At 55.3% G+C, this 25,027-nt stretch carries 24 protein-coding genes and 1 riboswitch; of the genes, 13 read left to right on the top strand and 11 right to left on the bottom strand.

The genetic code is table 11. From position 1 onward, the window contains the following. Window positions 1-71: 71 nt before the first annotated feature. A riboswitch (guanidine-I (ykkC/yxkD leader) is annotated at window positions 72-179 on the bottom strand. Between the two features lie 298 nt (window positions 180-477). Both TH468_RS02310 and rpsD read left to right on the top strand, forming a co-directional pair. Next, window positions 478-1,269 carry an RNA methyltransferase gene (locus TH468_RS02310; protein ID WP_082824836.1) on the top strand — a complete coding sequence of 264 codons (792 nt, stop codon included), beginning with the start codon at window positions 478-480 and terminating at the stop codon, window positions 1,267-1,269. Window positions 1,270-1,464: 195 nt separating this feature from the next. Then, window positions 1,465-2,082, top strand: a complete 618-nt coding sequence (gene rpsD, locus TH468_RS02305; RefSeq protein WP_085642025.1) for a 30S ribosomal protein S4 — start codon at window positions 1,465-1,467, stop codon at window positions 2,080-2,082. A gap of 144 nt (window positions 2,083-2,226) precedes the next feature. On the opposite strand, the gene TH468_RS02300 is transcribed toward rpsD, so the two are convergent. From TH468_RS02300 to TH468_RS02285, 4 genes are all read right to left on the bottom strand, one after another. Next, window positions 2,227-4,443, bottom strand: coding sequence for a mechanosensitive ion channel family protein (locus TH468_RS02300; RefSeq protein ID WP_085642444.1), 2,217 nt, complete (start codon window positions 4,441-4,443; stop codon window positions 2,227-2,229). Window positions 4,444-4,667: 224 nt separating this feature from the next. Beyond that, window positions 4,668-5,003 carry a Grx4 family monothiol glutaredoxin gene (gene grxD, locus TH468_RS02295; protein ID WP_007091305.1) on the bottom strand — a complete coding sequence of 112 codons (336 nt, stop codon included), beginning with the start codon at window positions 5,001-5,003 and terminating at the stop codon, window positions 4,668-4,670. Between the two features lie 97 nt (window positions 5,004-5,100). After that, window positions 5,101-6,009 (bottom strand): EamA family transporter RarD, encoded by a 909-nt coding sequence (rarD, locus tag TH468_RS02290; protein WP_085642024.1) that lies wholly within the window; start codon window positions 6,007-6,009, stop codon window positions 5,101-5,103. Between the two features lie 234 nt (window positions 6,010-6,243). Then, the gene (locus TH468_RS02285; RefSeq protein WP_007091307.1) at window positions 6,244-6,477 is read right to left on the bottom strand and encodes a BolA family protein; all 234 of its coding nucleotides are present in this window, start codon (window positions 6,475-6,477) and stop codon (window positions 6,244-6,246) included. Between the two features lie 329 nt (window positions 6,478-6,806). Here TH468_RS02285 and TH468_RS02280 point away from each other — a divergent pair, with 329 nt between their 5' ends. Both TH468_RS02280 and TH468_RS02275 read left to right on the top strand, forming a co-directional pair. Further along, on the top strand, window positions 6,807-7,322 hold the full coding sequence (locus TH468_RS02280; RefSeq protein WP_085642443.1) for a glyoxalase superfamily protein: 516 nt from the start codon (window positions 6,807-6,809) through the stop codon (window positions 7,320-7,322). Between the two features lie 77 nt (window positions 7,323-7,399). Next, window positions 7,400-7,789 (top strand): DUF123 domain-containing protein, encoded by a 390-nt coding sequence (locus TH468_RS02275; protein WP_246832192.1) that lies wholly within the window; start codon window positions 7,400-7,402, stop codon window positions 7,787-7,789. Here the strand turns inward: TH468_RS02275 and TH468_RS02270 are convergent. The 4 genes from TH468_RS02270 to TH468_RS02255 all read right to left on the bottom strand — a co-directional run bounded on the left by TH468_RS02270 (window position 7,786) and on the right by TH468_RS02255 (window position 11,336). After that, entirely contained in the window at window positions 7,786-8,922 is a 1,137-nt protein-coding gene (locus tag TH468_RS02270) for an FAD-dependent monooxygenase (protein WP_085642022.1), read from the bottom strand. The two genes, TH468_RS02275 and TH468_RS02270, sit on opposite strands and share 4 nt — an antisense overlap. 35 nt (window positions 8,923-8,957) lie before the next feature. Beyond that, window positions 8,958-9,956 carry a GTP 3',8-cyclase MoaA gene (gene moaA, locus TH468_RS02265; RefSeq protein WP_085642021.1) on the bottom strand — a complete coding sequence of 333 codons (999 nt, stop codon included), beginning with the start codon at window positions 9,954-9,956 and terminating at the stop codon, window positions 8,958-8,960. A gap of 199 nt (window positions 9,957-10,155) precedes the next feature. Then, window positions 10,156-10,989 carry a hypothetical protein gene (locus TH468_RS02260; protein WP_085642020.1) on the bottom strand — a complete coding sequence of 278 codons (834 nt, stop codon included), beginning with the start codon at window positions 10,987-10,989 and terminating at the stop codon, window positions 10,156-10,158. 161 nt (window positions 10,990-11,150) lie between these two features. Beyond that, window positions 11,151-11,336, bottom strand: a complete 186-nt coding sequence (locus TH468_RS02255) for a DUF3553 domain-containing protein (RefSeq protein ID WP_085642019.1) — start codon at window positions 11,334-11,336, stop codon at window positions 11,151-11,153. 316 nt (window positions 11,337-11,652) lie between these two features. Between TH468_RS02255 and TH468_RS02250 the strand changes: the two genes are divergently transcribed. The 6 genes from TH468_RS02250 to TH468_RS21980 all read left to right on the top strand — a co-directional run bounded on the left by TH468_RS02250 (window position 11,653) and on the right by TH468_RS21980 (window position 19,174). After that, window positions 11,653-12,267 (top strand): histidine phosphotransferase family protein, encoded by a 615-nt coding sequence (locus tag TH468_RS02250; RefSeq protein ID WP_110252634.1) that lies wholly within the window; start codon window positions 11,653-11,655, stop codon window positions 12,265-12,267. 143 nt (window positions 12,268-12,410) lie between these two features. Further along, a complete protein-coding gene (locus tag TH468_RS02245; protein WP_085642018.1) occupies window positions 12,411-15,104 on the top strand; it encodes a chemotaxis protein CheW in 2,694 nt (897 codons plus the stop codon). A gap of 16 nt (window positions 15,105-15,120) precedes the next feature. Further along, complete coding sequence (locus TH468_RS02240; protein WP_063094761.1) at window positions 15,121-15,627, top strand: chemotaxis protein CheW; 507 nt, start codon at window positions 15,121-15,123, stop codon at window positions 15,625-15,627. 84 nt (window positions 15,628-15,711) lie between these two features. Continuing rightward, window positions 15,712-16,077 (top strand): PleD family two-component system response regulator, encoded by a 366-nt coding sequence (locus TH468_RS02235; protein WP_062952925.1) that lies wholly within the window; start codon window positions 15,712-15,714, stop codon window positions 16,075-16,077. A 70-nt stretch (window positions 16,078-16,147) separates the two neighbouring features. Beyond that, window positions 16,148-17,869 carry a chemotaxis protein CheB gene (locus TH468_RS21985; protein ID WP_085642017.1) on the top strand — a complete coding sequence of 574 codons (1,722 nt, stop codon included), beginning with the start codon at window positions 16,148-16,150 and terminating at the stop codon, window positions 17,867-17,869. A 6-nt stretch (window positions 17,870-17,875) separates the two neighbouring features. After that, window positions 17,876-19,174, top strand: a complete 1,299-nt coding sequence (locus TH468_RS21980; protein ID WP_085642016.1) for a protein-glutamate O-methyltransferase CheR — start codon at window positions 17,876-17,878, stop codon at window positions 19,172-19,174. A 112-nt stretch (window positions 19,175-19,286) separates the two neighbouring features. On the opposite strand, the gene ctrA is transcribed toward TH468_RS21980, so the two are convergent. Further along, window positions 19,287-19,985, bottom strand: a complete 699-nt coding sequence (gene ctrA / locus TH468_RS02220; RefSeq protein WP_007091320.1) for a response regulator transcription factor CtrA — start codon at window positions 19,983-19,985, stop codon at window positions 19,287-19,289. A gap of 401 nt (window positions 19,986-20,386) precedes the next feature. Here ctrA and fliI point away from each other — a divergent pair, with 401 nt between their 5' ends. Beyond that, the gene (gene fliI / locus TH468_RS02215) at window positions 20,387-21,886 is read left to right on the top strand and encodes a flagellar protein export ATPase FliI (RefSeq protein WP_085642015.1); all 1,500 of its coding nucleotides are present in this window, start codon (window positions 20,387-20,389) and stop codon (window positions 21,884-21,886) included. A 52-nt stretch (window positions 21,887-21,938) separates the two neighbouring features. Then, entirely contained in the window at window positions 21,939-22,367 is a 429-nt protein-coding gene (locus TH468_RS02210; RefSeq protein WP_085642014.1) for a flagellar FliJ family protein, read from the top strand. A 6-nt stretch (window positions 22,368-22,373) separates the two neighbouring features. Here TH468_RS02210 and TH468_RS02205 read toward each other — a convergent pair whose 3' ends face one another. Then, window positions 22,374-22,853 (bottom strand): YbaK/EbsC family protein, encoded by a 480-nt coding sequence (locus TH468_RS02205; protein ID WP_085642013.1) that lies wholly within the window; start codon window positions 22,851-22,853, stop codon window positions 22,374-22,376. Then, window positions 22,850-23,587, bottom strand: a complete 738-nt coding sequence (locus TH468_RS02200; RefSeq protein ID WP_085642012.1) for a TerC family protein — start codon at window positions 23,585-23,587, stop codon at window positions 22,850-22,852. The genes TH468_RS02205 and TH468_RS02200 overlap by 4 nt, the downstream gene beginning before the upstream one ends. A gap of 207 nt (window positions 23,588-23,794) precedes the next feature. On the opposite strand from TH468_RS02200, the gene TH468_RS02195 reads away from it, so the two are divergent. After that, window positions 23,795-25,024: an ABC transporter substrate-binding protein gene (locus tag TH468_RS02195; RefSeq protein ID WP_085642442.1), complete on the top strand. Its 1,230-nt coding sequence runs from the start codon at window positions 23,795-23,797 to the stop codon at window positions 25,022-25,024. Window positions 25,025-25,027 lie beyond the last annotated feature (3 nt).

Raw genomic sequence — 25,027 nt, 5'->3', positions numbered from 1 at the left:
ATCAGTCAATTCAAGAAAGGCTCTTGCACACAAACCGGGAGAAGGCTTGTGCGCGACAAACCTGTGCAGTTGTCTCCCGGGATTTTGGCCCGCCGTGTCACCGGTCTATGAAACGTTGACCGGCTTGCGCCTCTCGGACCAGCATTCCTTTCGGAACCGGAACCCTAGGCGCGCTGCACACTCAAACAGAAGCAATGTATATGCCAGTCACCTGAAATGTATCTTCGGATGACGGTAATGATATGGAAATAAAGGATAATACTGGTGTTGGTGGCGCTGCCCCTCGTGCGAAATGCATATATGCACCGCACAATTTATGATTAAAAAATCACCATAAAAATAAAAATGTTCAAAATGTATGCATTATTCGTGTGTGTAATGTGTACTGGTATCGTGCATTGGCTTTTGGTAAAGAAACGCCAATATTGACGGGCATGCCCGCACTTCACCCCATGCAAAGACCGGAGAATTCAAGCGATGAGCGACGTCGCAAACGCGGCTATGCCGGATGGCGCAAGACCCGAAACCGGCGGTATCGCCAATCCGCCTGTCATCATCCTGATTGAACCGCAGCTTGGCGATAATATCGGCAAGGCGGCGCGCGCCATGCTTAATTGCGGGTTGGTTGACCTGCGTCTGGTGCGGCCACGTGATGGCTGGCCCAATGAACGGGCGACGGCCAATGCATCAGGGGCTGATATTGTCATCGACAATACCAAGGTGTTCGAGCGCGAAGAAGATGCGCTGGCGGATCTGAACCGGGTTTATGTGACGACCGCGCGGACGCGCGACGCGATCAAGCCGGTCTTTACCCCAAAGGGGCTGGCGCCTGAAATGCGTGCCAATGTCTCGCGGGGGGAAAAGGTCGGGGTGCTGTTCGGTCCGGAACGCACCGGTGTGCGCAACGAACATATTTCGATGGCCGATGCGGTTGTAACCGTACCGCTTAACCCCGGTTTCACGTCGCTTAATCTGGCGCAGGCGGTGTTGCTGATCGGATATGAATGGTGGCAGGCCGGTGTTGATGTGCCCGACTACCAGATGATGATGAACGATACCTTTCCGGCCACCCGGGACGAGTTGGATCGTTTGTTCGAACATCTTGAGGCGGAACTGGACAATTCCGGCTTCTTCCGGGTGGAGGCAAAACGCCCGAATATGGCACGCAATATCCGCAATATTTTCAACCGCGCCAACCTGACCCATCAGGAAGTTCAGACACTTCGCGGCATGATCGTTGCTATGCGGGGTGGCAAATTCAAAGCGTGACGGTCGCGGACATGGCGGCAAGGCTGGTGTTTGGGTGATTCTTTTCGTTTGACTCTGCGGTCTTGATCTCTATATTGCGCCTCACTTCCGAGAAAGTGGGGCGAAACGGGTGTTTTCGTCCCCGTTCCTGTTTGGGGTAACCGAAACAGGAAACTATCGGGACAATAAAGTGATCTTAAAAAAGAGAGTTACAAAATGTCGAAACGTATTGCTGCAAAGCATAAGATTGACCGCCGCCTTGGCGTGAACCTTTGGGGCCGCGCAAAATCGCCGCTGAACAAGCGCGAATATGCACCGGGCATGCACGGCGCGACCCGTCGTAAAAAGCCGACCGATTACGGCACCCAGCTGTTCGCCAAACAGCAGCTTAAAGGCTACTACGGCTCCATCTCCGAAAAACAGTTCCTGCGTTACTACAAAGAAGCATCCCGTCGTCCGGGCGATACTTCGGAAACGCTGGTCGGTATTCTCGAGACCCGTCTTGATGCCGTTATCTACCGCATGAAATTCGTTCCGACCGTGTTCGCAGCGCGTCAGTTCGTTAACCACGGCCACATTCTTGTCAACGGCAAGAAAGTCACCATTCCTTCTTACCTTGTTAAAGAAGGCGACGTTGTTGAAGTCAAACAGGCTTCGCGCGAAATCCCGATGGTTCTGGAAGCTGCCAACCTGAACGAACGCGATGTTCCGGAATATCTCGACGTTGACGCGAAGGCCTTCAAAGGTACCTTCGTTCGCGTTCCGAAATTCGCAGAAATTCCGTACCCGGTTCAGATGCAGCCGAACCTGGTCGTCGAATTCTACTCGCGTTAATCCTTATCGGATTTCGCGAAGACGAACACAAAACGCCCGCTGGAAACAGCGGGCGTTTTGCTTTGTCAGCCCTCATCAGAAAGCCCCGCACGGTTTGCTGTGCGGGGCTTTCTGATTTCGGAACGCACGACGGGCTTTGGCTTCTTAGCCCTTTGGCGGGGCGATCTGTTCGGATGCCTGCTGTGCGGCTGCGGCAATCGCTTCTTTTTTCTGTTCCGGTGTGGCGTCGTCGGGCACATCGACCTTCACATTGCGGGATGCCATGTGGATGCCGTTTTCCTTGAACATCGCCAGAACGCTTTGATAGACGGTTTTGCGGATGGTGAATTGTTCACCGGGCTTGGAGGTATATTTAAGCCCGATCACCATGTTGAATTCTTCCATCCGGCGAACGCCCTGCGATTTCAGCGGTTCGATAAAGCTGTCACCGATCAGCGGATCTTCCAGCAGTTCGGCAGACAGCTTTTTGACCAGTTTTTTGATCTTGTTGACGTCGGTTTCGAACGGCACACGGAATTCAAGTTTGACGATCACCCAGTCGCGGCTGTGGTTGATGATCGATTTGATTTCGCCAAAGGGCACCGTTTGCAGGGGGCCGCGGTGATGGCGCAGTTGCATCGACCGGATTGAGATATTTTCGACCCGCCCGCGCAGGTTATCGACCTCGATATATTCACCAAGCCGGAAGGCATCATCAAGCAGGAAGAAAACCCCGGCGACCACGTCACGTACCAGTGCCTGGCTGCCAAAGCCGATGGCAAGGCCAACAACCCCGGCACCGGCGATCAACGGGCCGATATCAACGCCGAGTGCTGACAATGTCACCATTACCACCATGATGACGATGACGGTAAGCGCGAAGTTTTTCAGAAGCGGTAGAAGGGTTTCAATCCGCGATAACCCGGTACCGCCACCTTCGCCGTCGCCATGTCCATCTCCAGTACCGCTTTGGCTCATGCGTTCGTCAAGGAATGCCTTGATCAGGGACCAGACCAGATCGGCAATCAGCAGGATCATGATGATCTCGGTCGAGGCATCAAGCGCACGCGCAATGATCCCGGCATCCTCGGCCAGCGCAAGGCGATCAAATCCCCAGATGCGCCAGAAGCTGGCAAGGACAAAGACAATTGCCAGAAGCCGCACACCGCGTTTCAGAACCGGGGTAAAGACCGGAAGGTCCGGTTGAACCGGTTTGAATTCTTCCTCGGCCTCCATCGCGGCGGCTTCGGCACGGGCATTGATCGCATCTGCTTCAGCTTCGGCCAGTCGGGCTTTTTTGCGATGCTGGCTTTCGATGATGTTGCGGAAAATCGCATCAAACAGGCAGGCTATGCCAATCGCCAGCAGGCACTTCATGAAGCGGTCTGCCGCCAGAATGGTCGTCGCACCGAGTGCAATCAGATAGGCGCAGATAATGACGGGCCATAAACGGGCAAGCGACACGGGCAGGGCAATCTTTTCAACTGCGCCCGTGAGCCGGTGAGTGGCGAAATAACGCGCCAGCGAAACCGTTGCGAAGCAAAAGGCCAGAACACTGATCACGACCGCGATATCAAAAAGGATTATGTCGCCATGTACCATTGCCGGTGATTGCCGAAAAACCCCGGCCAGCGCAAAGGCAGATAACGAAACGCCACTTGCGATGGTGATGGTGCGCGTCAGTGTTGCTGCAGTCTGTGGATCCACATTGATCATCCGAAGGCCTTCGGCCTGTGGCGCAAACAGGAATTGCAGCACGATCATGACGAGACGCAGGACAAAAAATGCGGCGAGCAGTGACAGGAGTGCTCCCTTCATCAGGGGGGGCCAGTCAAAGATCATGAAGGCACCGATCGAGCCGATGGCAAAGACCGTCAAAGACAGCAGCGACAGGACGGATAAAAGCGCCATTTGACGCAGCCGGTCGAAAAACCGAGTGGGGTGCTGTGCTTCAAGATAGCTGCAAAGCGGGGCCGCAGCGCGGCGATACAGGAATTCGACGATCAATCCGACACCGACAAAGATCACGGTAAACAGCGCAAGGCGCATCAGTCCCCTGCGGCCGATGTCCGATGCCAGGAAATCACCGGTTCGTGCCATTTCATCGGGAAAGGTTTCAAGACCGGTAAAGGTATCTGCGATCTGTTCGCGGGTTCGTGCAACCCCGGCATCAAGAAAGTCGTAATAGCTGAAGGTCGTTTCAGCCGTCTCGGACAAGGCATCATCGGACGGATCGGTTGTTTCCGTGGTCTGTACTTCGTTTTGGGCGGCGATTGTAGCCAAGGCAGCCTGTGCATGTGCCCTGTCTGCCATAGCCGACACAGTGCCGGCCACCAGCAGCCAGAGCCCGAGGCACATCAGGATTTTTGTTGTGATTTTCATAATGTCCCGCCCAACGTCCTGTTCGTAAAAACGAATTCCCATCTGGAAGATGGTACAGGCAAACAGGGCCTTCAAGGAATAGTTTTACGACGTCGGCCCATATGCACGCAGGGCTTGAGGTGATGGAAATCGCAGCAGGGCAATAAAAAACGCGCCGGGCATCCGCACGGCGCGTTTCATATCTTCGGCTGTGAGGCCGGATCGGGTCTGTGTCATCCGCCTTTTCAGGCAGCGACAGCAACGCCCTTGTCTTTCAGGTGCTGGGCCAGTTCGCCCGAGGCATACATTTCACGAACGATGTCGCAACCGCCAACGAATTCGCCTTTGACATAAAGCTGCGGAATGGTCGGCCAGTTCGAGAAGTCCTTGATGCCCTGGCGGATTGCCGGGTCGACCAGAACGTTGATGTCCTTGAACGGCGCGCCGAGTTCGGCAAGGACCTGCACGACGGCGGCCGAGAAACCGCATTGTGGGAACATCGAGGTGCCCTTCATGAACAGAACGACGTCGTTATCGTTGATGTCTTTCTGGATGCGATCAAAAACCGGATTGTCGGTCATGTTGGTTGTCCTTGGCTGCAAAGGCGGCGATCTCTCTGCCGCGATATTTCAGGTTATGGTTTTATGGCCGAAGATATGGCTGGAAGGGGCGGTTCTGTCAACTCTTGCGGCGCAATTGCCGTGCGGTCCGCAGATTATCCCATGTAAAAATGCCAAGTCCTACCCAGACCAGCGCATAGGTTATCATATGCGCCTGGGTAAAAGTTTCGCCGAGCAACAGAACCGCGACAAAGAACTGGATCGTCGGATTCAGATACTGCATCAGACCAAGCGCGGAAAATTTCATGTTCCGGGCGGCAAAGGCAAACAGCACCAGCGGAATGGTTGTGACAGCACCCAGCGACACCAGCAGAGCATCATGGCCGATCCCCAGATTGGTGAAGGCCATGGTGTCCGATGCATTCAGCCAGACCAGATAGCCAAATGCCATCGGCGACAGCAGCAGACATTCGACAAACAGACCGGCAATCGGATCGGCCGGAACAAATTTGCGGATGACGCCATAAAAGCCGAACAGCAACGACAGGCTAAGCGCAATCCACGGCAGTGATCCGAAAAACACCAGAAGGTTCAGAACCCCGGCAAAGCAGATCAGTACCGAGACGATCTGAATGCGATTAAGCTTCTCGCCAAAGAAGATGCGACCAAGGATCAGCATGATCAGCGGCATGATGTAATAGCCAAGGCTGGCTTCAAGCGCATGTCCGATATGGACCGACCAGATATAGATCACCCAGTTCCCGGCGATCAGCAGGCTGCTTATGAATAACAGTCCCATGGTGCGCCTGGACGATAGCAGGTCCCACAATCGCGCACGACGTTTCAGGACAAAAACCAGTGTCAATGTCAGCATCGCCGACCATAGGATGCGATGGGCGAGAATTTCAAACGGGCTCGCGAAATCGATGATTTTGAAATAGAAGCCCAGAAAGCCCCAGATGACAAAGGCACCAAGCCCGGCCAGTGGTCCGGCACCGATCAAAGCCGGTTTTTGGGATGATGTCATCGTTATTGAACCATGGTCATTTTGTGGGGCTAAACGGCAGGTGCCTGATGGGCAGAACGATATTCAAGCCTGAACCGGAGCGGAAACCCGGATATTGATCCGGGTTCGAATACGGGTAGTCATTCTGGTTTGTGTCGGGAATATCAAGGGCGCCGAAAGCCGATCTGCGCCCGTAATTTTCTGGCGGCCTTGCAAGGATGGTGGCAAACGCAAGGCGTACCTGTGCTGCCGAACTTATTCCGGTGCGGAAGTCTGAAGCGCAAGGGCGTGCAGATCACCGCCCATTTTGCCTTTGAGGGCGGAATAGATCATCTGGTGCTGCATCACGCGGGTTTTACCACGGAAGGACTCGGACACAACGATTGCGGCATAATGATCGCCATCACCGCGAAGGTCCTCGATGCGGACCTGTGCATCGGGAAGGGCTTCCTTGATCATCGTTTCGATTTCGTGGGCTTCCATGGCCATGGCGCTAATTCCTTATAATTGGTCGAATACCCTTGCGCCCTGTTTGGCGCATTCATCCGGGTGCCCGGCGATATTTGTTAATTCTGGTATATGTTGTCCCTGTGGGGGCTGTCAATTTCTGCAAGCGGTAATGCGCTTCGCGCGGTCAAAGATATGGTGATGCTTGTGTTTTGCGGCACATTGCGCTACGAAATGTGCGGTTGCACACACCGGCCGTTCGCGGGGCTTTGGCTCATGGTAAAGTGATGCAGACGATTTTATCGGTTCCCCGTCTTCTTGTGACGTCGGACCGGCAATGCGGACACCCGGCCTCCTGTCAGGAGACGAAAATGACCCAACCCGTTCATAACCCGCCCGAAAAGCCTGAACAGACACCTGTCGAGCTTGCCGATTTTGCAAAAACCGCATCGGGCGATCCGGCGGAAATGCTTAAGCAGCAGGCAAAACGCCTGCGCAAGGCACTGGCCAGCCGCAAGATGACGGTTTCCCACACCGGAAGCCTCGAGCTTCTGGCGCAAAGCCACGGATTTCGTGACTGGAACACCGCGATTGCCATGACGCGCAAACGCGAACCGGTCCGGATTGCCGATCTTGGTATCGGCAAACGCTTTGCCGGGTCCTATCTCGGCCATGCGGTGTGCGGCCAAATCCGCGGTGTCACCAGAACCCCGGTTGGCGGTGTTTACCGGATCGAGGTTCATCTGGATCAGCCTGTTGATGTCGTGACGTCGGAACGTTTCAGTGCCTTGCGACAGCGCATCGCGTCACGGATCAACGAGGATTGTGAACCCGTGCTTGCTAATGGCACGCGCGGCCCCGGTCTTTCGGTTGATCTGCTGCTGTGACTTTGACGCGGCTTGTTGCTGACATAAATGATGAAACCCTCCGGCTGCTTCCCAAAGTTGCCGGAGCCTATATTCTCGTGATTGATCTTTCTGCTGATCTGGCTTTACGGAACAAACGCTTCGCCGGGGCCATCCTGCGCCGGGGCACTTATCTTTATTGCGGTTCTGCCAACGGATCGGGTGGCATTGCGGCCCGTGTCAAACGTCATTGCCGGACGGAGAAGAAACAGCATTGGCATGTCGATGAACTGACCAACGGCATCGGGTACGTGGTCGCGATGCTTGTCATGCCCGATGGGTGTGAATGCGATTTGCGTGCTGCTTTGGGTATGGTGCCGGGCATTTCCATTCCGATTGCCGGGTTTGGCAGTTCGGATTGCGCGCGTTGCCCTGCACATCTGCTGGCGGCGGAAAGCCATGCCGTCGCGATGACGGCAATCGAGCAGATCCGAAAGGCGTTCACCTAGTCCTTGCGGTTACCTGCCATGCCGTCAATCAGCGGACGGAAGCCCGATGCAACAATCTTCGGGCCGATCCTGCGCATAAGGGTATTGCGCAACCAGACACCGGCCCTGCCGCGGATTTTGGCGAAACCCATGCGTTGCAGGGATTGTTGCTGGACCCAGTGTGCTTCGGGCAGTCGGGCGGCCTGCCAGTCGGCAAGCGCGGTTGTGATATCGGATTGCGTGCGAAAGGCATTGGCCATTGCCAAGCCATCCTTGATCGATTGCGTCGCCCCCTGTGCCATGGTCGGAAGGGTGCCGTGTGCCGCATCCCCGATCAGGGCCACACGCCCCGCAACCCATTCGGGCATGACCATTTGCTGAATACGGCCTTCGTGAATGACGGTGTCCGTTCCGATTGTGCCTAGCATGTCGCGTACGGGACCATCAAACCGGGCAAAATGCACGGCAAGCTCGTTTGTCGGCAAGTCGTGTATTCTTTCGCCCGGATCATAGGTGCTGGCATAGATATAAAACCGGCTATCCCCCACCGGCATCACCAGAATGACCTGCCCGTAACTGATGATGAATTTGGGCGCTGTCAGGCCGAAGGGATAATTCGTGATCCAGCGCCAGCAGATATAACCGGTCGGCTGCGGGATATATTCCGGGCCAAAAACCAGGTGTCGAACGACTGAATTGATCCCGTCCGCACCGATCACAAGATCAAAGCTGCCGGTCGTGCCGTCGGTAAAACGAACCTGTGCCTGATCGGGGGTGTTACTGATGTCGGATACGGAAAGACCAAACCGGATGGTCGGCGTTGTCAGTCTGGCGCACAGGATTTCGTGAAAGTCGCTGCGGGTCAGGGCCTGAAATGTCGGCCAGCCGAGCTGTTCGGTTTCAAGCGCAAACAGTTTCCGGTCACGATGATCGAAATAATCCAGTCGCGGAAAGGCGCATGATTTGGCCGCAACATCCTTATCAATGCCAAGGTCCCGAAGGGCCGTCACCGCATTGCCGGGCAGGTGCAACCCCGCCCCGGCCGGTTTCCAACCATCAAGGGTTTCGGCAATCGTAATGTCATGTCGGTCGCCTTGCAGGGCAATGGCCGCAGACAAACCGGCGATGCCGCCGCCGACAATCAGAATGTTCATTTTATGCCTGTAACTGGAATGGAGTGATGTCCGGATCAGCCGCCCGTCATGCTCATATGGCGGCCGACTGCGGGTTTTTGGCCCTTGCGGTCGATGACGAAATCATGGCCCTTGGGTTTCAGCAGCATGGCTTCGTCAAGTAGACGGTCAAGGGTTTCGGGCGCTCCCGAGCGGAGGGCCGCGCGCAGATCAACGTGGTCTTCCTGCCCAAGGCACATGTAAAGTGTGCCGGTGCAGGTCACACGGACGCGGTTGCAGCCTTCGCAGAAATTATGGGTAAGAGGTGTGATGAAACCAAGCCGTCCGCCGGTTTCCGTCACCGTGACATAGCGTGCCGGGCCGGGGGTGACATATTCGGACGGGATCAGAGTATATTCCTGTTCCAGACGTTCACGAACGGCGGTCAGCGGCAGATATTGATCGGTGCGATCCCCGTCGATATCGCCAAGCGGCATGGTTTCAATCAGGCAAAGATCAAAGCCTTCCTTGCCACACCAGGCGACAAGACGGGAAATTTCGTCTTCGTTGAAATTGCGAAGGGCGACCGTGTTGATCTTGATCTTGAGCCCCGCCTGTTTGGCGGCTTCAAGCCCGCTTAACACCTGTTCAAGGCGGCCGCGGCGGGTGATTTCGGCGAATTTCTGATGATCAAGGCTATCAAGGGAGATGTTGAGCCGTTTGACACCAAGGCGAGCCAGATCATCGGCATAGGTGGCAAGCTGGCTGCCATTCGTCGTCATGGTCAGTTCGTCAAGCGCACCGGATTTGAGATGACGCGACAAATCCCTGATCAAATCCATGATGCCGCGGCGCACCAGTGGCTCGCCCCCGGTCAGGCGCAGTTTGCGCACACCGCGTGCAATGAAGGCCGAACAGAGCTGATCGAGTTCTTCAAGTGTCAGGACTTCGGACTTTGGCAGAAAGATCATGCTTTCGGCCATGCAATAGGTGCAGCGGAAGTCACAACGGTCCGTCACCGATACCCGAAGGTACGATACATGGCGGCCATATTTGTCAATCAGCGGTCTGCTCATGGCGGCGGCGCTTGTTTCTGTTTATTGGTCTGGAAACGCTATGTAGTGCGCAAGTTCGACTTTCTCACAGGGGGGATTGATTTGGCCACCCCGATTTGTGATGAAATCATCACCTTTCCGTCAGATGACATCAGAAAAACTGCGGGAAATATCCGCCGCGGTTTTTTTATCTGTCAGGAAATTCAGAATTATCGAATGCCTATTCCCAGTTTTCGGCTTCGCGGATGTGAAGGGACGCGACGTCGCGATCAAGCGATGCCATGACGTTGCGTAGCGTCTCGACATTCTCGCTGCCAAGCTTGGCAACCAGTTCGGCCGAACGCTCCGGCTTGGACAGGGCGGAACGTACATCGCGGAACAGGGCGCGCAGCAATCGTACACAATGTTCCTCGGTAAAGGTCCATGCATGATCGCCATGCGGCATGTTGTCATTGACCAATTGGATCATCCAGTTTTTACGCCGCTCGTAATCCTTGAAATGCAGGGCCATGCGCGAGAAGACCAGATTAAGCCGGTTGGCGACCTGTGGCTCTTCGGCAAGGTGATCCCAGTAATCTGTCGGATCACGCAACTCATCTTCTTCGTCGGCATGCTGTTCAATGATGGTCTGTATTTCGCCATCGATTTCCTGCAGCATATCCATGCCAACCATCATGCGGATGACCTTGAAGAAGGGTTGCAGGATTTCGCGCGACAGTGCCCCATGTTCCAGATCGCCTGCTTCGCGACCTTCAAGCTGATGGGCAAAACGGCTGACCAGAAGGCGGCCCAGCGGATCGTGGCGGACAGCAACATTCTGGCGGGTCTTGACGGTATCAAGATCGGCCTCAAGCGTCATCCATGCCGCGTCAAACAGCTTGTTCTGCCCGCGCAAGGTTTCCAGCGCGCTTGAAATCTGTTCGGCGCTGATGGTGCCGCCATGCGCCTTGGCCTGTTCGATGAGGCCGGCGGCAAATTGTTCGAGTACGGCGAATGCGGCGGAGTGGTGACGCTGTTTGAAGCTGTCCCGCGGTGCTTTAACGATTGCAATCATTTACCCGTTCCGACCTTAGTTATCATTTAAATCAGATCACCGGATTGGTGCGTCCGGTAGCCGATGGATGCGATCTTGCGTATCAAATTCCGTCAAGACGCCGAATTATTCAATCTTTTCATTTGAGCAAGTTCCGTGCCATCGCAGGCGGTTACGTGCTGTTATTCATAGCCGATGGCAGCCTCGACAATTTCAAGCACGACATGGCGTGGGCGGATGATCTGGCGTCCGGCCTCTTCGAAATTCACGGCGATCCTGTCGCCGTCTACCGCCTGAATGCGACCAAGGCCCCAGTCGGGCTGGCCAGGATGGCGGACAATGGTGCCAGGTGTGAGCAGAAAATCCATTATCAAGCTCTTTTGTCTGATGTTGGTCTTTTTAATATAGTCAGGCAATAGGCCCGGAACAAATACTGCGCAATGATGACAGTCACATCTTTTGAGGTCCGTCGATGATGGGCAAAATTTGCCGGTCTGCAAATGCGGCAAAAATCCGCAGGTTAAAGAAGGTTTTAACACATCAGGCTGCAATCTGGGCGCGGTTTACACCGACCGTGATCCGATCATGTCCCAAATATCGACCGGGCGGCCAGATGTGAGCCACGTATTGTTTTGGGGAAGCAGTGCGGACCTGTTGAACAGAATTCTTGGAGATACCCGTTACATGGAACAGGACAGAGCAGTGGAACTGATCCTGATCGAGCTGATCAGCTCGCGCATTTGCCACGACCTTGTCGGGCCTGTGGGGGCTGTGAATGCCGGTGCCGAACTGATGGGGGAGGCAGGCGTTGCCGATGACGAGGCACTTGCGCTGATGCGCAAAAGCGGGCTTGAGGCTGCGCGCCGGTTGCAATTGTTCCGTCTGGCATTCGGGCGCGCAGGCAACAGCGTTGACACAAAATCCATGCGCGATGCGGTTGCCCAGAGTTTCGAGGCCGAAGGCAAGGTGACCCTACTGTGGGATCAAACTGGAATTGGAATTGATCCAGCTCATGGAAGGCTTGTGCTCAATATGGTGATGTTGGCCCGTGAAGCTTTGCCGTTTGGTGGGGATATTGTTGTTACATGCGAATCCGGGGGGCGGATTTCGGTCAATGCAACCGGAAAACGTGCCGCGTTTCGCCCCGATGTGGAAAATGTCATGAAAAATGAAGTGGCCCCGGAGCAGCTTGATCCCCGGACCGTACATGGCTTTTTCCTGCGAAATCTTGCGCATCGGACCGGTGGTGCGCTTTCAGTCTTGCAAGAGGACGGAAATGTTGCATTGATCTATGATTAAAAAAAACACATGCGGGTCTGGTAATACGGTGTGCTAGGTTCTACGTAAGTAACGGATTGAACGTGTGTTTCGCGCAGTGGTCGTGGGGATGGGCGTTCCGGTTCCGGCAAACAGTATGATTGTCGGAGATGTGGAGGGGGTTTATGGACGATCTTTTAAGTGAATTTCTGACAGAGACTTCGGAGAGCCTATCGACGCTTGACGTCGAGCTGGTCAAACTGGAGCAGAATCCGAACGATCCGGATATTCTGTCGAATATTTTCCGCCTGGTGCATACCATCAAGGGGACATGCGGATTTCTTGGTTTGCCGCGACTGGAAGCAGTTGCGCATGCCGGTGAAAACGTGCTTGGCAAGATCCGTGATGGCGAACTGGTTGTAACACCGGATGCGGTGACGCTTGTTCTTGAATCCATTGATACGATCAAATATCTGCTGAGCGAGCTTGAGCAGAATGAAACCGAACCGGATGGCAACGATGCCGATCTGATCGCGCGTCTTAACCATTTTGCCGATACCGGTACGATCATGGGCGGCAGCGCCGCACCGGCAGCCACCCCGGTCGAGGAAGAAGTTGCCGAAGAAGTGCCGATGACCGATGATGAGCGGTTGCAGGCAATTTTCGATGCAACCGAAGTCGACCCGGATATTCAGGAGCCGGAACCTGCTCCTGCGCCCGAGAAACCCGCACCGGCAGCCGCCCCGCCCGCAGCAGCAAAGTCGCAGGCAGTTGCCCCGGCCAAGGCCGCTGCGTCCGAGGGACCAAAAGCCGAAGCACAGCGCGGCGAGGCCAAGGAAAGCTCGGTTGCGGCCCAAACGATCCGCGTGAACGTCGAATTGCTTGAAAACCTGATGACCCTGGTTTCCGAGCTTGTCCTGACCCGTAACCAGCTGTTGCAGATGGTTCGCGGCAAGGATGACAGCGAATTTACCGTTCCGTTGCAGCGTCTGTCGCACATCACCACCGACCTTCAGGAAGGTGTGATGAAAACGCGTATGCAGCCGATTGGCAACGCTTGGGCGAAACTGCCGCGTATTGTTCGCGACCTTGCGCTTGAGATGAATAAGAAAATCGATCTACAGATGATCGGTGCCGATACGGAACTTGACCGTCAGGTGCTTGAACTCATCAAGGATCCGCTGACCCACATGGTCCGTAACTCTGCCGACCATGGTCTTGAAGATATTCCGGGGCGTCGTGAAGCTGGCAAGCCGGAAACCGGTACGGTTACGCTGAATGCCTATCACGAAGGCGGTCACATCATCATCGAGATTTCCGACGATGGTCGCGGTCTCAATATCGAACGGATCAAGGCCAAGGCGATTGCCAACGGTCTTGCAACCGAGAGCGATCTTGATGGTATGGCGGATTCGCAAATCCACCAGTTCATCTTCAAGGCCGGTTTCTCGACCGCCGAAAAGGTGACCTCGGTTTCGGGGCGTGGTGTCGGCATGGACGTGGTCCGTACCAACATCGAAAAAATCGGTGGTACGGTTGAGCTGAAATCGGTCGAAGGCCGTGGTTCGACCTTTATCATCAAAATCCCGCTCACCCTTGCCATCGTTTCGGCACTGATCGTCGAAAGCGGCGGCGAACGTTTCGCCATTCCGCAGATCAGCGTTCTGGAACTGGTCCGGGCTTCAAGCAATTCTGATCATTCGATCGAACGCATTCACGATACGCCTGTCCTGCGCCTGCGCAACCGTCTGCTGCCGCTTGTCACGCTCAAGAAAATTCTCGGTCTTGATGACGGCGAAACAACGGTCGATGACGTGGATGAAGAAGCCTTCATCGTCGTCACACAGGTTGGGACCTATTCGTTCGGTATTATCGTTGACCGCGTGTTCGATACCGAGGAAATCGTGGTTAAACCGGTCGCACCGATCCTGCGTGACCTGTCTCTGTTCTCGGGGAACACCATCCTTGGTGACGGTAGCGTGATCATGATCCTGGATCCGAACGGCATTGCGACCCGCACCGGCGAAATCACCGTTGGTGGTTCGCAGGGTGTCGAAAGCAAGGCGCGCTCCGATACAGGTGATCGCGAAACGACGTCCATGCTGGTCTTCCGGGCTGGCGGGGCAGAAGTTCGTGCCGTGCCGCTGGCACTGGTTGCTCGCCTCGAAGAAATCGATGTCGAAAACATCGAATATTCTAACGGTCGTCCGCTGGTTCAGTATCGTGGCAAGCTGATGCCGCTGGTCTTCATTGATGGTTCCTATCAGATGAAAGGCGAAGGCCGTCAGCCGACCCTGGTCTTCCAGGATCGCGAACGGACTATGGGCCTTGTGGTTGACGAAATTGTCGATATCGTCGATGACGTTCTTAATGTCGAACTGACTGCCGATCAGGATGGTCTGGTCGGGTCTGCGGTGATCGACGGCAAGGCAACCGATCTGATTGATGCCGGCTACTATCTTGAACTGGCGTTCTCGGACTGGTTTGGTCATGAGGATACCGGCGGCGAGAAAAAGCGTGTGCTTCTGGTCGATGACAGCCCGTTCTTCCGTAACCTTCTCACACCGATGCTGTCGGTGTCCGGTTTTCGTGTCATTGCGGTCGAGAATGCCGAACAGGCGCTTGATCTTAAAAATCGCGGTGAAATGTTCGACGCGATCATCAGTGATATCGAAATGCCGGGCATGAACGGCTTCGAATTTGCCGAAAGCCTGCAGAATGATGAACATTGGGGTGATACCCCGATCATCGCGCTGTCCTCGCACACTAGCGAGGAAGACTTCGAACGGGGTCGTCAGGTTGGCTTTAGCGACTATGTCGCGAAATTCGATCGAGATGCGCTGGTATCAACGCTGATCCAGACGCTGAGCGCAGTGTAAATCGGGGAAAAGTCCAATGAGCGATAAAAAGGCACTCGTCCCGAGCAAAGAACAGAGCACGGCCCTTGACCTTGGCGGGGCGACGAAGGATTTCGTTACCGCCTATATCGGCAAGCAGTTGTTCGGTATTCCGGTCCTGACGGTTCAGGATGTTCTTGGTCCGCAGCGTATCACGCGCATTCCGCTGGCTCCGCCCGAAGTGGCGGGGTCGCTGAACCTGCGTGGTCGCATTGTTACAGCGATTGATGTTCGCAAACGTCTTGGTCTTCGCGAACGCGAAGATGACGTGCCGGGCATGAGCATCGTGGTCGATCAGGGTGGTGAACTATACAGCCTGATGGTCGATCAGGTCGGAGAAGTTCTGAGCGTTCCGCAAAAAGCGTTCGAGCAGAATCCCGCGACGCTCGACCCGCGCTGGCGCGAATTTTCCGATGGCATTTTCCGGCTCGACAAGCAACTTCTTGTCATTCTGGATGTGACCCGTCTGCTTGATTTCACGGTTTCTGTGAAACAGGCTGGCTAACGATGTTAGTCTGTACCGGGTGCAAAATGCATCCGGTACAATGCCGGTTTTGGCTTAACGATCTAATTTGCGAGAAGGAAGTCGATGAAGAGTTGTCTCGTCGTCGATGATTCGAAAGTCATCAGAATGGTGGCACGCCGTATCCTGGAAGAAATGGGATTTGCGGTCATTGAGGCTGTGGATGGGCAGGAGGCAATTGATCGATGCCTTGAAGCCATGCCAGACGCGGTGTTGCTTGATTGGAACATGCCTGTGAAAAGCGGGATTGATTTCCTGCGGGAACTGCGTGCAGCCCCTGGTGGTGATGAGCCCGTCGTCGTGTTCTGCACTACAGAAAACGATCTCGAGCATATCCAAGAGGCCATCACGGCCGGTGCGAACGAGTACATCATGAAACCGTTCGACAGCGAGATAATCCAGGCAAAATTTGAGCAGGTGGGTCTGATTTAAGGTTCCTGTCAGCGTCGCTGTGCATTTGCCTTGGTTTTTGGTCCGGTTGCTCTAACGGGAACGTCGGTACGTGGAAGACACGCCAATTCATCCACCCTATAAAGTCCTGATTGTCGACGATTCCGCAATCGTGCGTGGTCTGGTAACCCGCATGTTGCAGGAAGACGACGATATCGAGGTCGTCGGTTCTGTTGCCAATGGCGAAGACGCGCTTGGCGTCATGCGTCAGGAGATTGGTATCGAAGCGGTCGTTCTCGACATTGAAATGCCCGTCATGGATGGTCTGACGGCGTTGCCCAAGCTGCTTGAAATCGATCCGACGGTTCGCGTGATCATGGCATCGACCCTGACCAAGCGAAACGCCGATATCAGTTTCCAGGCCATGACACTGGGTGCCGTGGACTACATTCCCAAACCGTCCTCGGCCAAGGACCTTAATGTTGGCGAAGGATTCCGGGCCGAGTTGCTCGACAAGGTCAAGGCTTGGGCTGAACAGCGTCGTAAGATGCTGGGGGCGGATCAGGCACGGCTTGAAGAAATCCATGAAGAACAGGTCGTCGTTGACGATGTGGGTACCGCCGAACGGCATGAAGAGTTGCCGGAATCTGCTGTACCGGAAGATGATTCCTCCGCAACAGAAAAAACCGCTGGTGATGCTCCGGCACCGTTCCGGGCCGAACTGTCGGCGGAGCATCAGATATTGCAAAAGCCCGGCCGGGTTCAGCGCAAAAGGTTCACCGCTGAACTGCGTCCGCGTCCGACGCACCAGCCCGGTCGTCTTGGCCCGATGTCGACCCGCCCGATACCTCAGCCCCAACATCCTCAGCACGTGCAGCCGGTATCCCCGGCACAGGGGCAGGGTAAAGAAGGCGGGGCCACGACCATTAACCGTGATGCGGTTACACAAACAACCAACATGCCAGCGCGCGATCCGGGTCGTTTGATCCGCGAGGCGGCAATTGCAGCCGGTGATGCCAAGGCGACAGGTGCCAATGTCAAACCGTCAACCCGCCAGACATCGGGCGGTGCTGTTGGTGGTGGGGCAGTGGCGCGAAATACGCCGGTCAAACAGGCACCACAACGTGCCGCCCCGGCCGCACGCAGCCCAGCCGCCGCGGCAACAGCGCGTGCCAAGGCGCCGACCGGTGCCGCTGCACCGGCGCCGGCAAAACGGGTGATCGCAGGGGGGCAGATCAGTCTGCTTCCCGAAAAACGACTTAATGTCGAAGCGATTGCAATCGGAAGTTCGACCGGTGGTCCACAGGCCCTGTTCGAGGTTCTGCGCGGTCTTGCCGGTGTGCGTCAGCCGATTTTTATTACCCAGCATATGCCTGCGACTTTTACCACGATCCTTGCCGAACACATCACCCGCCTGACCGGGCTTAAATGTCAGGAAGGCCAGACAGGCATGCAAATTCAGGGCGGACAGGTTTACCTTGCCCCCGGGGATTACCACATGGTGATAGAGGGCCGTGGCAACAGCAGGAAAATTGTTCTGAACCAGAACCCGCCAGAAAACTTCTGTCGTCCGTCGGTTGATCCGATGCTCCGCAGCCTTGTGGAAAGCTACGGTGGTAATATACTCACGGCTATCCTTACAGGTATGGGACAGGATGGTATGCTGGGTGGGCGTGCTGTCGTGGGTGCCGGGGGTATGGTTGTTGCACAGGACGAACAGACAAGCGTTGTATGGGGAATGCCCGGTGCCGCGGCACATGCAGGCATTTGTTCGGCGGTTCTCCCCGTGGGTGGCATCGCGGCCTATATCAAAAAATTTGCAGGGGGTCGTTAAGCCGAGATGATGAGGCCGGAAGACTTCGATTTCGTCAGCAGACTTATAAAGTCAAAATCCGGGCTCGTTCTGAGCCAAGATAAGACATATCTGCTCGAAAGCCGGCTGATGCCGATTGCACGCAAGCGCGGGCTTAAGGACCTGACCGAGCTGATCGCGGCATTGCGCGGCGGTGACCGCGTGCTTGTCGAGGAAGTCGTCGATGCGATGACAACCAATGAAAGTTTCTTCTTCCGCGATACCAAACCGTTTGATCAGTTTCGGCATGTCGTTCTGCCGCACATGATCAAGGAGCGCGCGTCAAAGCGCCATCTGCGCATCTGGTGTGCGGCGGCCTCTTCGGGGCAGGAACCCTATTCGCTGGCGATGATCCTTGAAGATTTCAAATCCCAGCTTTCCGGCTGGCGGGTTGAAATTATCGGAACCGACATTTCGCGCGAAATCCTGACCAAGGCGCGTGCTGGTTTGTATTCCCAGTTTGAAGTTCAAAGGGGACTTCCGATCCAGCTTCTGGTCAAATATTTCCAGAAGAAAGAAGACCAGTGGCAAATCTCGCAGGAAATCCGCTCCAAGGTTCAATATAAGGAATTCAACCTGCTTGAGGATTTCCGGCCGCTGGGTCAGTTCGATATCGTCTATTGCCGCAACGTTCTGATTTATTTTGATCAGGCAACCAAGACAGATGTGCTGGCGCGTATATCGGCATTAATGCCCGATGATGGCTTCCTGTTCCTTGGTGGGGCGGAAACGGTTCTTGGGATTTCCGACAAGTTCAAACCGCTTGCGCGTCAGCGCGGCATCTATCAATTGAACCGTCCGGGGGCACCGGATGTCGATGTTTCAGCACTTGAGAAAATTCAGGCGGGTGCCAGTGCGGCGGCTGGGGCGGCGAGTGGTACCGCGACAGGCGGTTTTGCGTTTCCCAAGCCAAAGCATATGCAAACTGCCACCGGTGGTACGACCGCGAGTGCAGCTGCCGGAGCCACAACCCCGCCCCGCCCCACGACCCCAACGGGCACCGGCACAACAGCGCGTCCGTCAACAACGGGAACAACCGGGACTACCGGCAGCACATATTCACGTCCTTCAACCGCCACTACCGGGACGGCGGGATCAACTGGGACGGCTGGATCGACATATCGCCGTCCACTGGGCACAACAGGCACCGCCGCCGGTTCAAGCGGCACGGGCAGCACTCCGCCCGCAAGGCCGTCAACCGGAACCGGCAGCACGGGCAGCGGAACAACCCGTCCGTCCACGACCTTTGATCGGTCGCGCTTTGGCAAGCCGGAAGACAAGAAATAGAAATCAGGATTGTTGCCGTGTAACGCGCACCCGCCAAAAGCAAAACGCCCCGACGATCCATCGGGGCGTTTTTGACTTCGTGCGCAGCGGAACGCGATAAAGTTCGTTGCGTTCAGGCGGCAGCACTACTGTTTACATCCGGATCGCGCAGGACATAGCCCCGGCCCCAGACTGTATGGATGTAGTTGTCACCCTTGGTGGCTGACTGGATTTTCTTGCGCAGCTTGCACACGAAAACGTCGATGATCTTGAGTTCCGGCTCGTCCATCCCACCATAGAGATGGTTCAGGAACATTTCCTTGGTCAATGTCGTGCCCTTGCGCAGCGACAGCAATTCAAGGATGCCATATTCCTTGCCGGTCAGATGTAGCGGCGATCCATCAACATCAACCGTGCGTGCATCAAGGTTCACATTCAGTCTGCCGGTGGCAATCATCGATTGTGCATGGCCGCGCGACCGGCGAACGATCGCCTGAATGCGTGCCAGCAGTTCAACTTTGTCAAACGGCTTGGTCAGATAGTCATCCGCGCCAAAACCAAGGCCTTTGACCTTGTCTTCGGTTTCGGTCAACCCCGACAGGATAAGCACCGGGGTTTCAACACGTGCGTCGCGCAAACGTCTGAGAACTTCATAGCCGTCAATGTCCGGCAGCATGAGATCCAGAAGAATAATATCGTAGTCATACAATTTACCGATCTCGAGGCCATCTTCCCCAAGATCAGTGGTGTCGACAACCATGCCCTCCGATTTCAGCATCAACTCGATGCTGTCAGCAGTGGCGTTGTCATCTTCGACAAGCAGCACCCGCATGTTCCGCTCCGTTACCGTGTTCCGCAAAAAATCCGTGTTAATCCGGCTAATTTCGACAAGCGCCCCAACGATTGCCGTGTGGAATTTTATTCCATTCCGTTAACGATACGTTGCTTTGCGACTCGTGGCAAGCAGGCGAGTCGCATGTTGTTAACTTTTTTTCATCGATAAAGGCAGATGGTTCGGGGAATGTGAAGTTTTCCAACGGTTTGCGTCGTTAACGACCATGATTGCCGATACCGTATTTTTAATGCCAATTCGGCATATACGGGTTTTTAATACCGTTTATGCCACTTATATCTGGTGCGATGCGGTCGAATTTGCCACCCTTTGACATGGGACTGCGATAAAATTCCCGATCGCATCACATATCGGAACCCATCAAACAGAAAAGCGCAAACGTGTTCCAGGTTGGCCGAAATATTGTTGCCGAACTTCGCCGCATTCCGGATTACCGGACTGTCGGGCGGGTAACGGCTGTTCTTGGCCTGCTGGTTGAAATTGGCGGGGTCGAAGGGGCGCTTTCGGTGGGGGATCGTTGCAAGGTTAAACGCCGCGATGGTGTGGCCGTAATTTGCGAAGTTGTCGGTTTCCGGAATGAACGAGCACTTCTAATGCCCTTCGGGATGCTTGATGGCATCGGAATTGGCTGCGAAGTCGAACTGGCAGACACCCAACCACAGGTCTATCCTGATGAAAGCTGGCTGGGGCGTGTAGTTAATGCGTTCGGCCAGCCGGTTGATGGCAAGGGCCCCCTGACCGAAGGACCGACACCCTATCCGATCCGCAATGCGCCGCCATCGGCCCATTCGCGCCAGCGCGTGGCGGGGAAGATCGATCTGGGCGTGCGGGCGATGAATACCTTCCTGACCTGTTGCAGGGGGCAGCGTATGGGCATCTTTGCCGGGTCCGGGGTTGGTAAATCCAGTTTGCTGTCGATGATGACCCGCCATACGACATCCGATGTTTCGGTTGTCGGCCTGATCGGTGAACGTGGCCGCGAAGCCCGCGAATTCATCGAAGACGATCTGGGCGAAGAAGGCCTTCGCAGGTCTGTTGTCGTGGTTGCCACGTCGGACGAGCCGCCACTGATGCGACGTCAGGCTGCCTATATGACCATGGCGCTGTCGGAATTCTTCCGCGATACCGGGCGTGATGTGCTGTGCATGATGGATTCTGTGACCCGTTTTGCCATGGCGCAACGCGAAATCAGCCTTTCGGTCGGCGAACCGCCCGCGTCAAAGGGCTATACCCCGACGGTGTTTGCCGAATTGCCGCGCCTTCTGGAACGTGCCGGGCCGGGCGGGCCGGGCCAGGGATCGGTTACCGGCCTGTTTACCGTTCTGGTCGACGGGGATGATCATAACGAACCGATTTCCGATGCGGTGCGTGGTATTCTTGATGGCCACGTCGTGCTGGACCGCGCAATCGCCGAACAGGGTCGGTATCCGGCGATCAATATCTTGCGCAGTGTTTCGCGTACCATGCCCGGATGTAATAGCGAGTACGAAAACCAGATCGTTTCGCGCGCCCGTCAGCTGCTGGCAACCTATGAAGACATGGCGGAACTGATCCGGCTGGGGGCCTATCGTCTGGGGACGGATCCCAAGGTGGACGAAGCCATTCATTACTTCCCGCTGATCGAGGAATTCCTCAAACAGCGCAAAACCGAATGCACCCGTCTGGCCGATGGTTACGCCGAACTGGCACGTCGTCTTGATCTGGCACCCGCCCAACAGGAAGTCCCCGATGCAGGCGGCCAGCCAGCAGCCAACCCGCAGGGCGCAACCGTTATGGAACGCAACCGCCTTCGCCCGCAAGTCAATAGCCGTTCAACCGCCACAAACGCGGGTAATGATCTGAATGCGGCCAAACGCGCGCTTCGTCACGATCAGCAGTAATCACATGATCATGCTGATGCCACGTCCGCGATATTTCAGGTAACTGACAGCAATGGCCAAGGATTTCAAAACACTGATCCGTATGCGCAAATGGGCGCTGGATGATAAACGCCGCGAACTTGGCGAAATGCAGGGCGTACTGACCAATCTTCTGGCGGAAAAGGATGCGCTGGAAAAGGCCGTGATAGCCGAGCAGAAGGTTGCCGCCGAAAACCCCGAACTGGCCGGTTTTGCCTATGGCCCCTTTGCCAGTGCCGTCGTGTTCGAGCGCGAGGCACTGACAAAGCGGATTGCAGAACAGGAAGGCAAAATCGATGCGTTCCGCGATGAGGTCGCGGATGCGTTCAAGGCCGTCAAGACCGTGGAAATCGCTGAACGCAACCGTGTAGAAGCAGAACGCGCCGAAGAAGATCGCAAGGAACAGGCCGAACTTGATGAAATCGGTGCACGTTCGGCAACGCGTGATGACGGTCTGATCTAAGCCTGATCAGGTCGATATATTCACACCCGTGTCAACACCCGTCACCGCGCGAAGTTCATCTGGCATCAGGGAAAACACGGTTTTGGGTGTGCCCGCGGCCAGCCAGATTGTCTTTTTCGCAAGCAGCTTTTCATCAATCAGGGTCTCGACCGGGCCGACATGTCCAAAGGGCGGAACACCGCCTATGGCGTAACCGGTATGGGTGCGGACTTCGTTGGCATCTGCCTTGCGGATATCAAGGCCAAGCAGATGGGTAACCTTGGTTTCATCTACCCGGTCGGCACCGTTCATGATGATCAGTACCGGTTTGTTGCCTTCGGTCATGAAAACCAGTGATTTGCCGATATCACTGACATCGCAACCAATGGCCGCCGCGGCATCCACGGCCGAACGTGTGCCATCGGGAAATTCCAGAACCTTGACATGACCAAGGCAGTGATTGTCGAATGCATTCTGCAGGCACGAGGGTGGTGAAACCTGTTTCATTTGGATGCTCCCAGCTCTTTGGCTTTGCGTTTACGTTTCTGATTGATCAGATTGAGCGTCTCGACACCCAGGCTGAATGCCATGGCGAAGTAAATGTAACCTTTTGGAACATGGATTTCGACACCGTCAAGCAGCAGGACAAACCCGACCAGAATCAGGAAGGCCAGCGCCAGCATTTTGACCGACGGGTGCTTTTCGACAAAATCGCTGATGGTGCCGGCTGCTGCCAGCATGACGAGAACCGACAGGACAACCGCGATCATCATGATCGAAAGATGATCAACCAGTCCAACCGCCGTAATCACGCTGTCGAGCGAGAATATCATATCAAGCAGCATGATCTGGGTGATGGTCATCGCAAAACTCGACATGATCTTGCCGGGGCCGTGTTCTTCGGGTTCGTCAATTGTATGGTGAATTTCCTTGGACGCCTTTGCGATCAGGAACAGGCCACCGATAATCAGAATAAGGTCACGTCCGCTGACTTCCTGCCCGAAGGCGGTAAACAGCGGAGCGGTCAATTCCATCACCCAGGCGATACAGGCGAGAAGCACAAGCCGCATGCCCATCGCCCCGATAAGGCCGATGCGACGAGCCGATTTCTGTTGATTTTTCGGGAGTTTGGCAACAATCACCGACAGGAAAACGATGTTATCGATGCCCAGTACGATCTCAAGCGTGGTCAAAGTCGCAAGCCCCATCCACATATGCGGATCTGTGACCCATTCAAACATGATCTTTTCGTTCCTATGTCACGGGTGCCAAAACCATCGGCAGAGATTAAGCCCAGACACCTGCCATCTAACGCAAGCGTGAATTGATTTTAGACTGCCAAGATTGGAAAAATGATGGCAAAAAAAAACAGACAGGTATCGCCGATGGTGCCAGATTGCTTCAATCAGGTAGTGTTGACCGGCCCTTCAGCAAAAAGGATTTCCAGTATGCGCGATTTTTTCGCCGGTCTGAGCATCGTCACAGGCCTTGCAATGGCCATGGTATCGATGCCCGCAAAAGCCGACCCGGCCCCCGATATCGGCAATTGGCAGTCGGTTCTTGATCAGGCGCGCGGCCAGACCGTGTATTTTCATGCCTGGGGTGGGGAGCCGCGCATCAATGATTATATCGCGTGGGCGGGTGCCCAGGTGCAGGAACGATACGGTGTGAATGTCGTACAGGTGAAACTTTCCGACACGGCCGATGCAGTGGCAAAGGTGTTGTCGGAAAAGACGGCTGGCGTCGATGATGGCGGGGCGGTCGATATGATCTGGCTGAATGGTGAAAACTTTGCCGCCATGAAACGCAATGACCTTCTGTTTGGGCCGTGGGCCGAACAGACGCCGAATTTTGCCTATGTCGATGTCGAAGGCAAGCCAACCGTAATCAACGATTTCACGGTGCCGACCATGGGCCTTGAAGCACCGTGGGGTATGGCGCAGGTCAGTTTCTATTATGACACCGCACGCCTTGATACTGTGCCGAAATCCGCCCAAGCCTTGCTGGAATGGCTGGTGAAGCATCCGGGGCGGTTTACCTATCCGCAGCCGCCGAATTATATGGGCTCGACTTTTCTGAAACAAATCCTGACCGAGCTGGTTGAGGATCCCAAAGTTCTGCAACAGCCGGCCAATGAAACGGACGCCAAAAAGGTTCTGGCACCTCTTTGGGGATATCTTGAAGACTTGCAACCGCTATTGTGGCGCAACGGGCAGGCCTATCCGCAAAATGGTGCCTCGCTACGCACGATGATGGCCGATAACCAGATCGACATCGCATTTTCGTTTAGCTCGGGCGAAGTCTCATCGGCAATCGAGGCGATGGAACTGCCCGATACAGTCCGATCCTATGTGTTTGACAAAGGTACGCTTGGCAACACCAACTTCGTTGCCATCCCCTATAACGCATCGGCCAAGGCCGGGGCGGTCGTGCTGGCCGATTTCCTGATGTCACCCGAAGCCCAGCTGCGCAAACAGGACCCGCAATACTGGGGAGCCGATACGATACTTGCGATGGATAAATTGCCAGAAGACATGCAAAAGGCCTTTGCCGATCTGGATCTTGGCATTGCGTCTCTGTCGCCTTCCGAACGTGGCACGGTTCTGCCGGAACCGCATCCAAGCTGGATGGAACTGGTTGAAACAGAATGGCAGAAGCGCTACGGCGTGGTGCAATAAGCC

It is taken from the genome of Thalassospira sp. MCCC 1A03138, from assembly GCF_002115785.1.
GTDB lineage: Bacteria > Pseudomonadota > Alphaproteobacteria > Rhodospirillales > Thalassospiraceae > Thalassospira.
The sequence above is the reverse complement of the archived record's forward strand: the minus strand, read 5'-3'. Positions and strand labels throughout refer to the sequence as shown.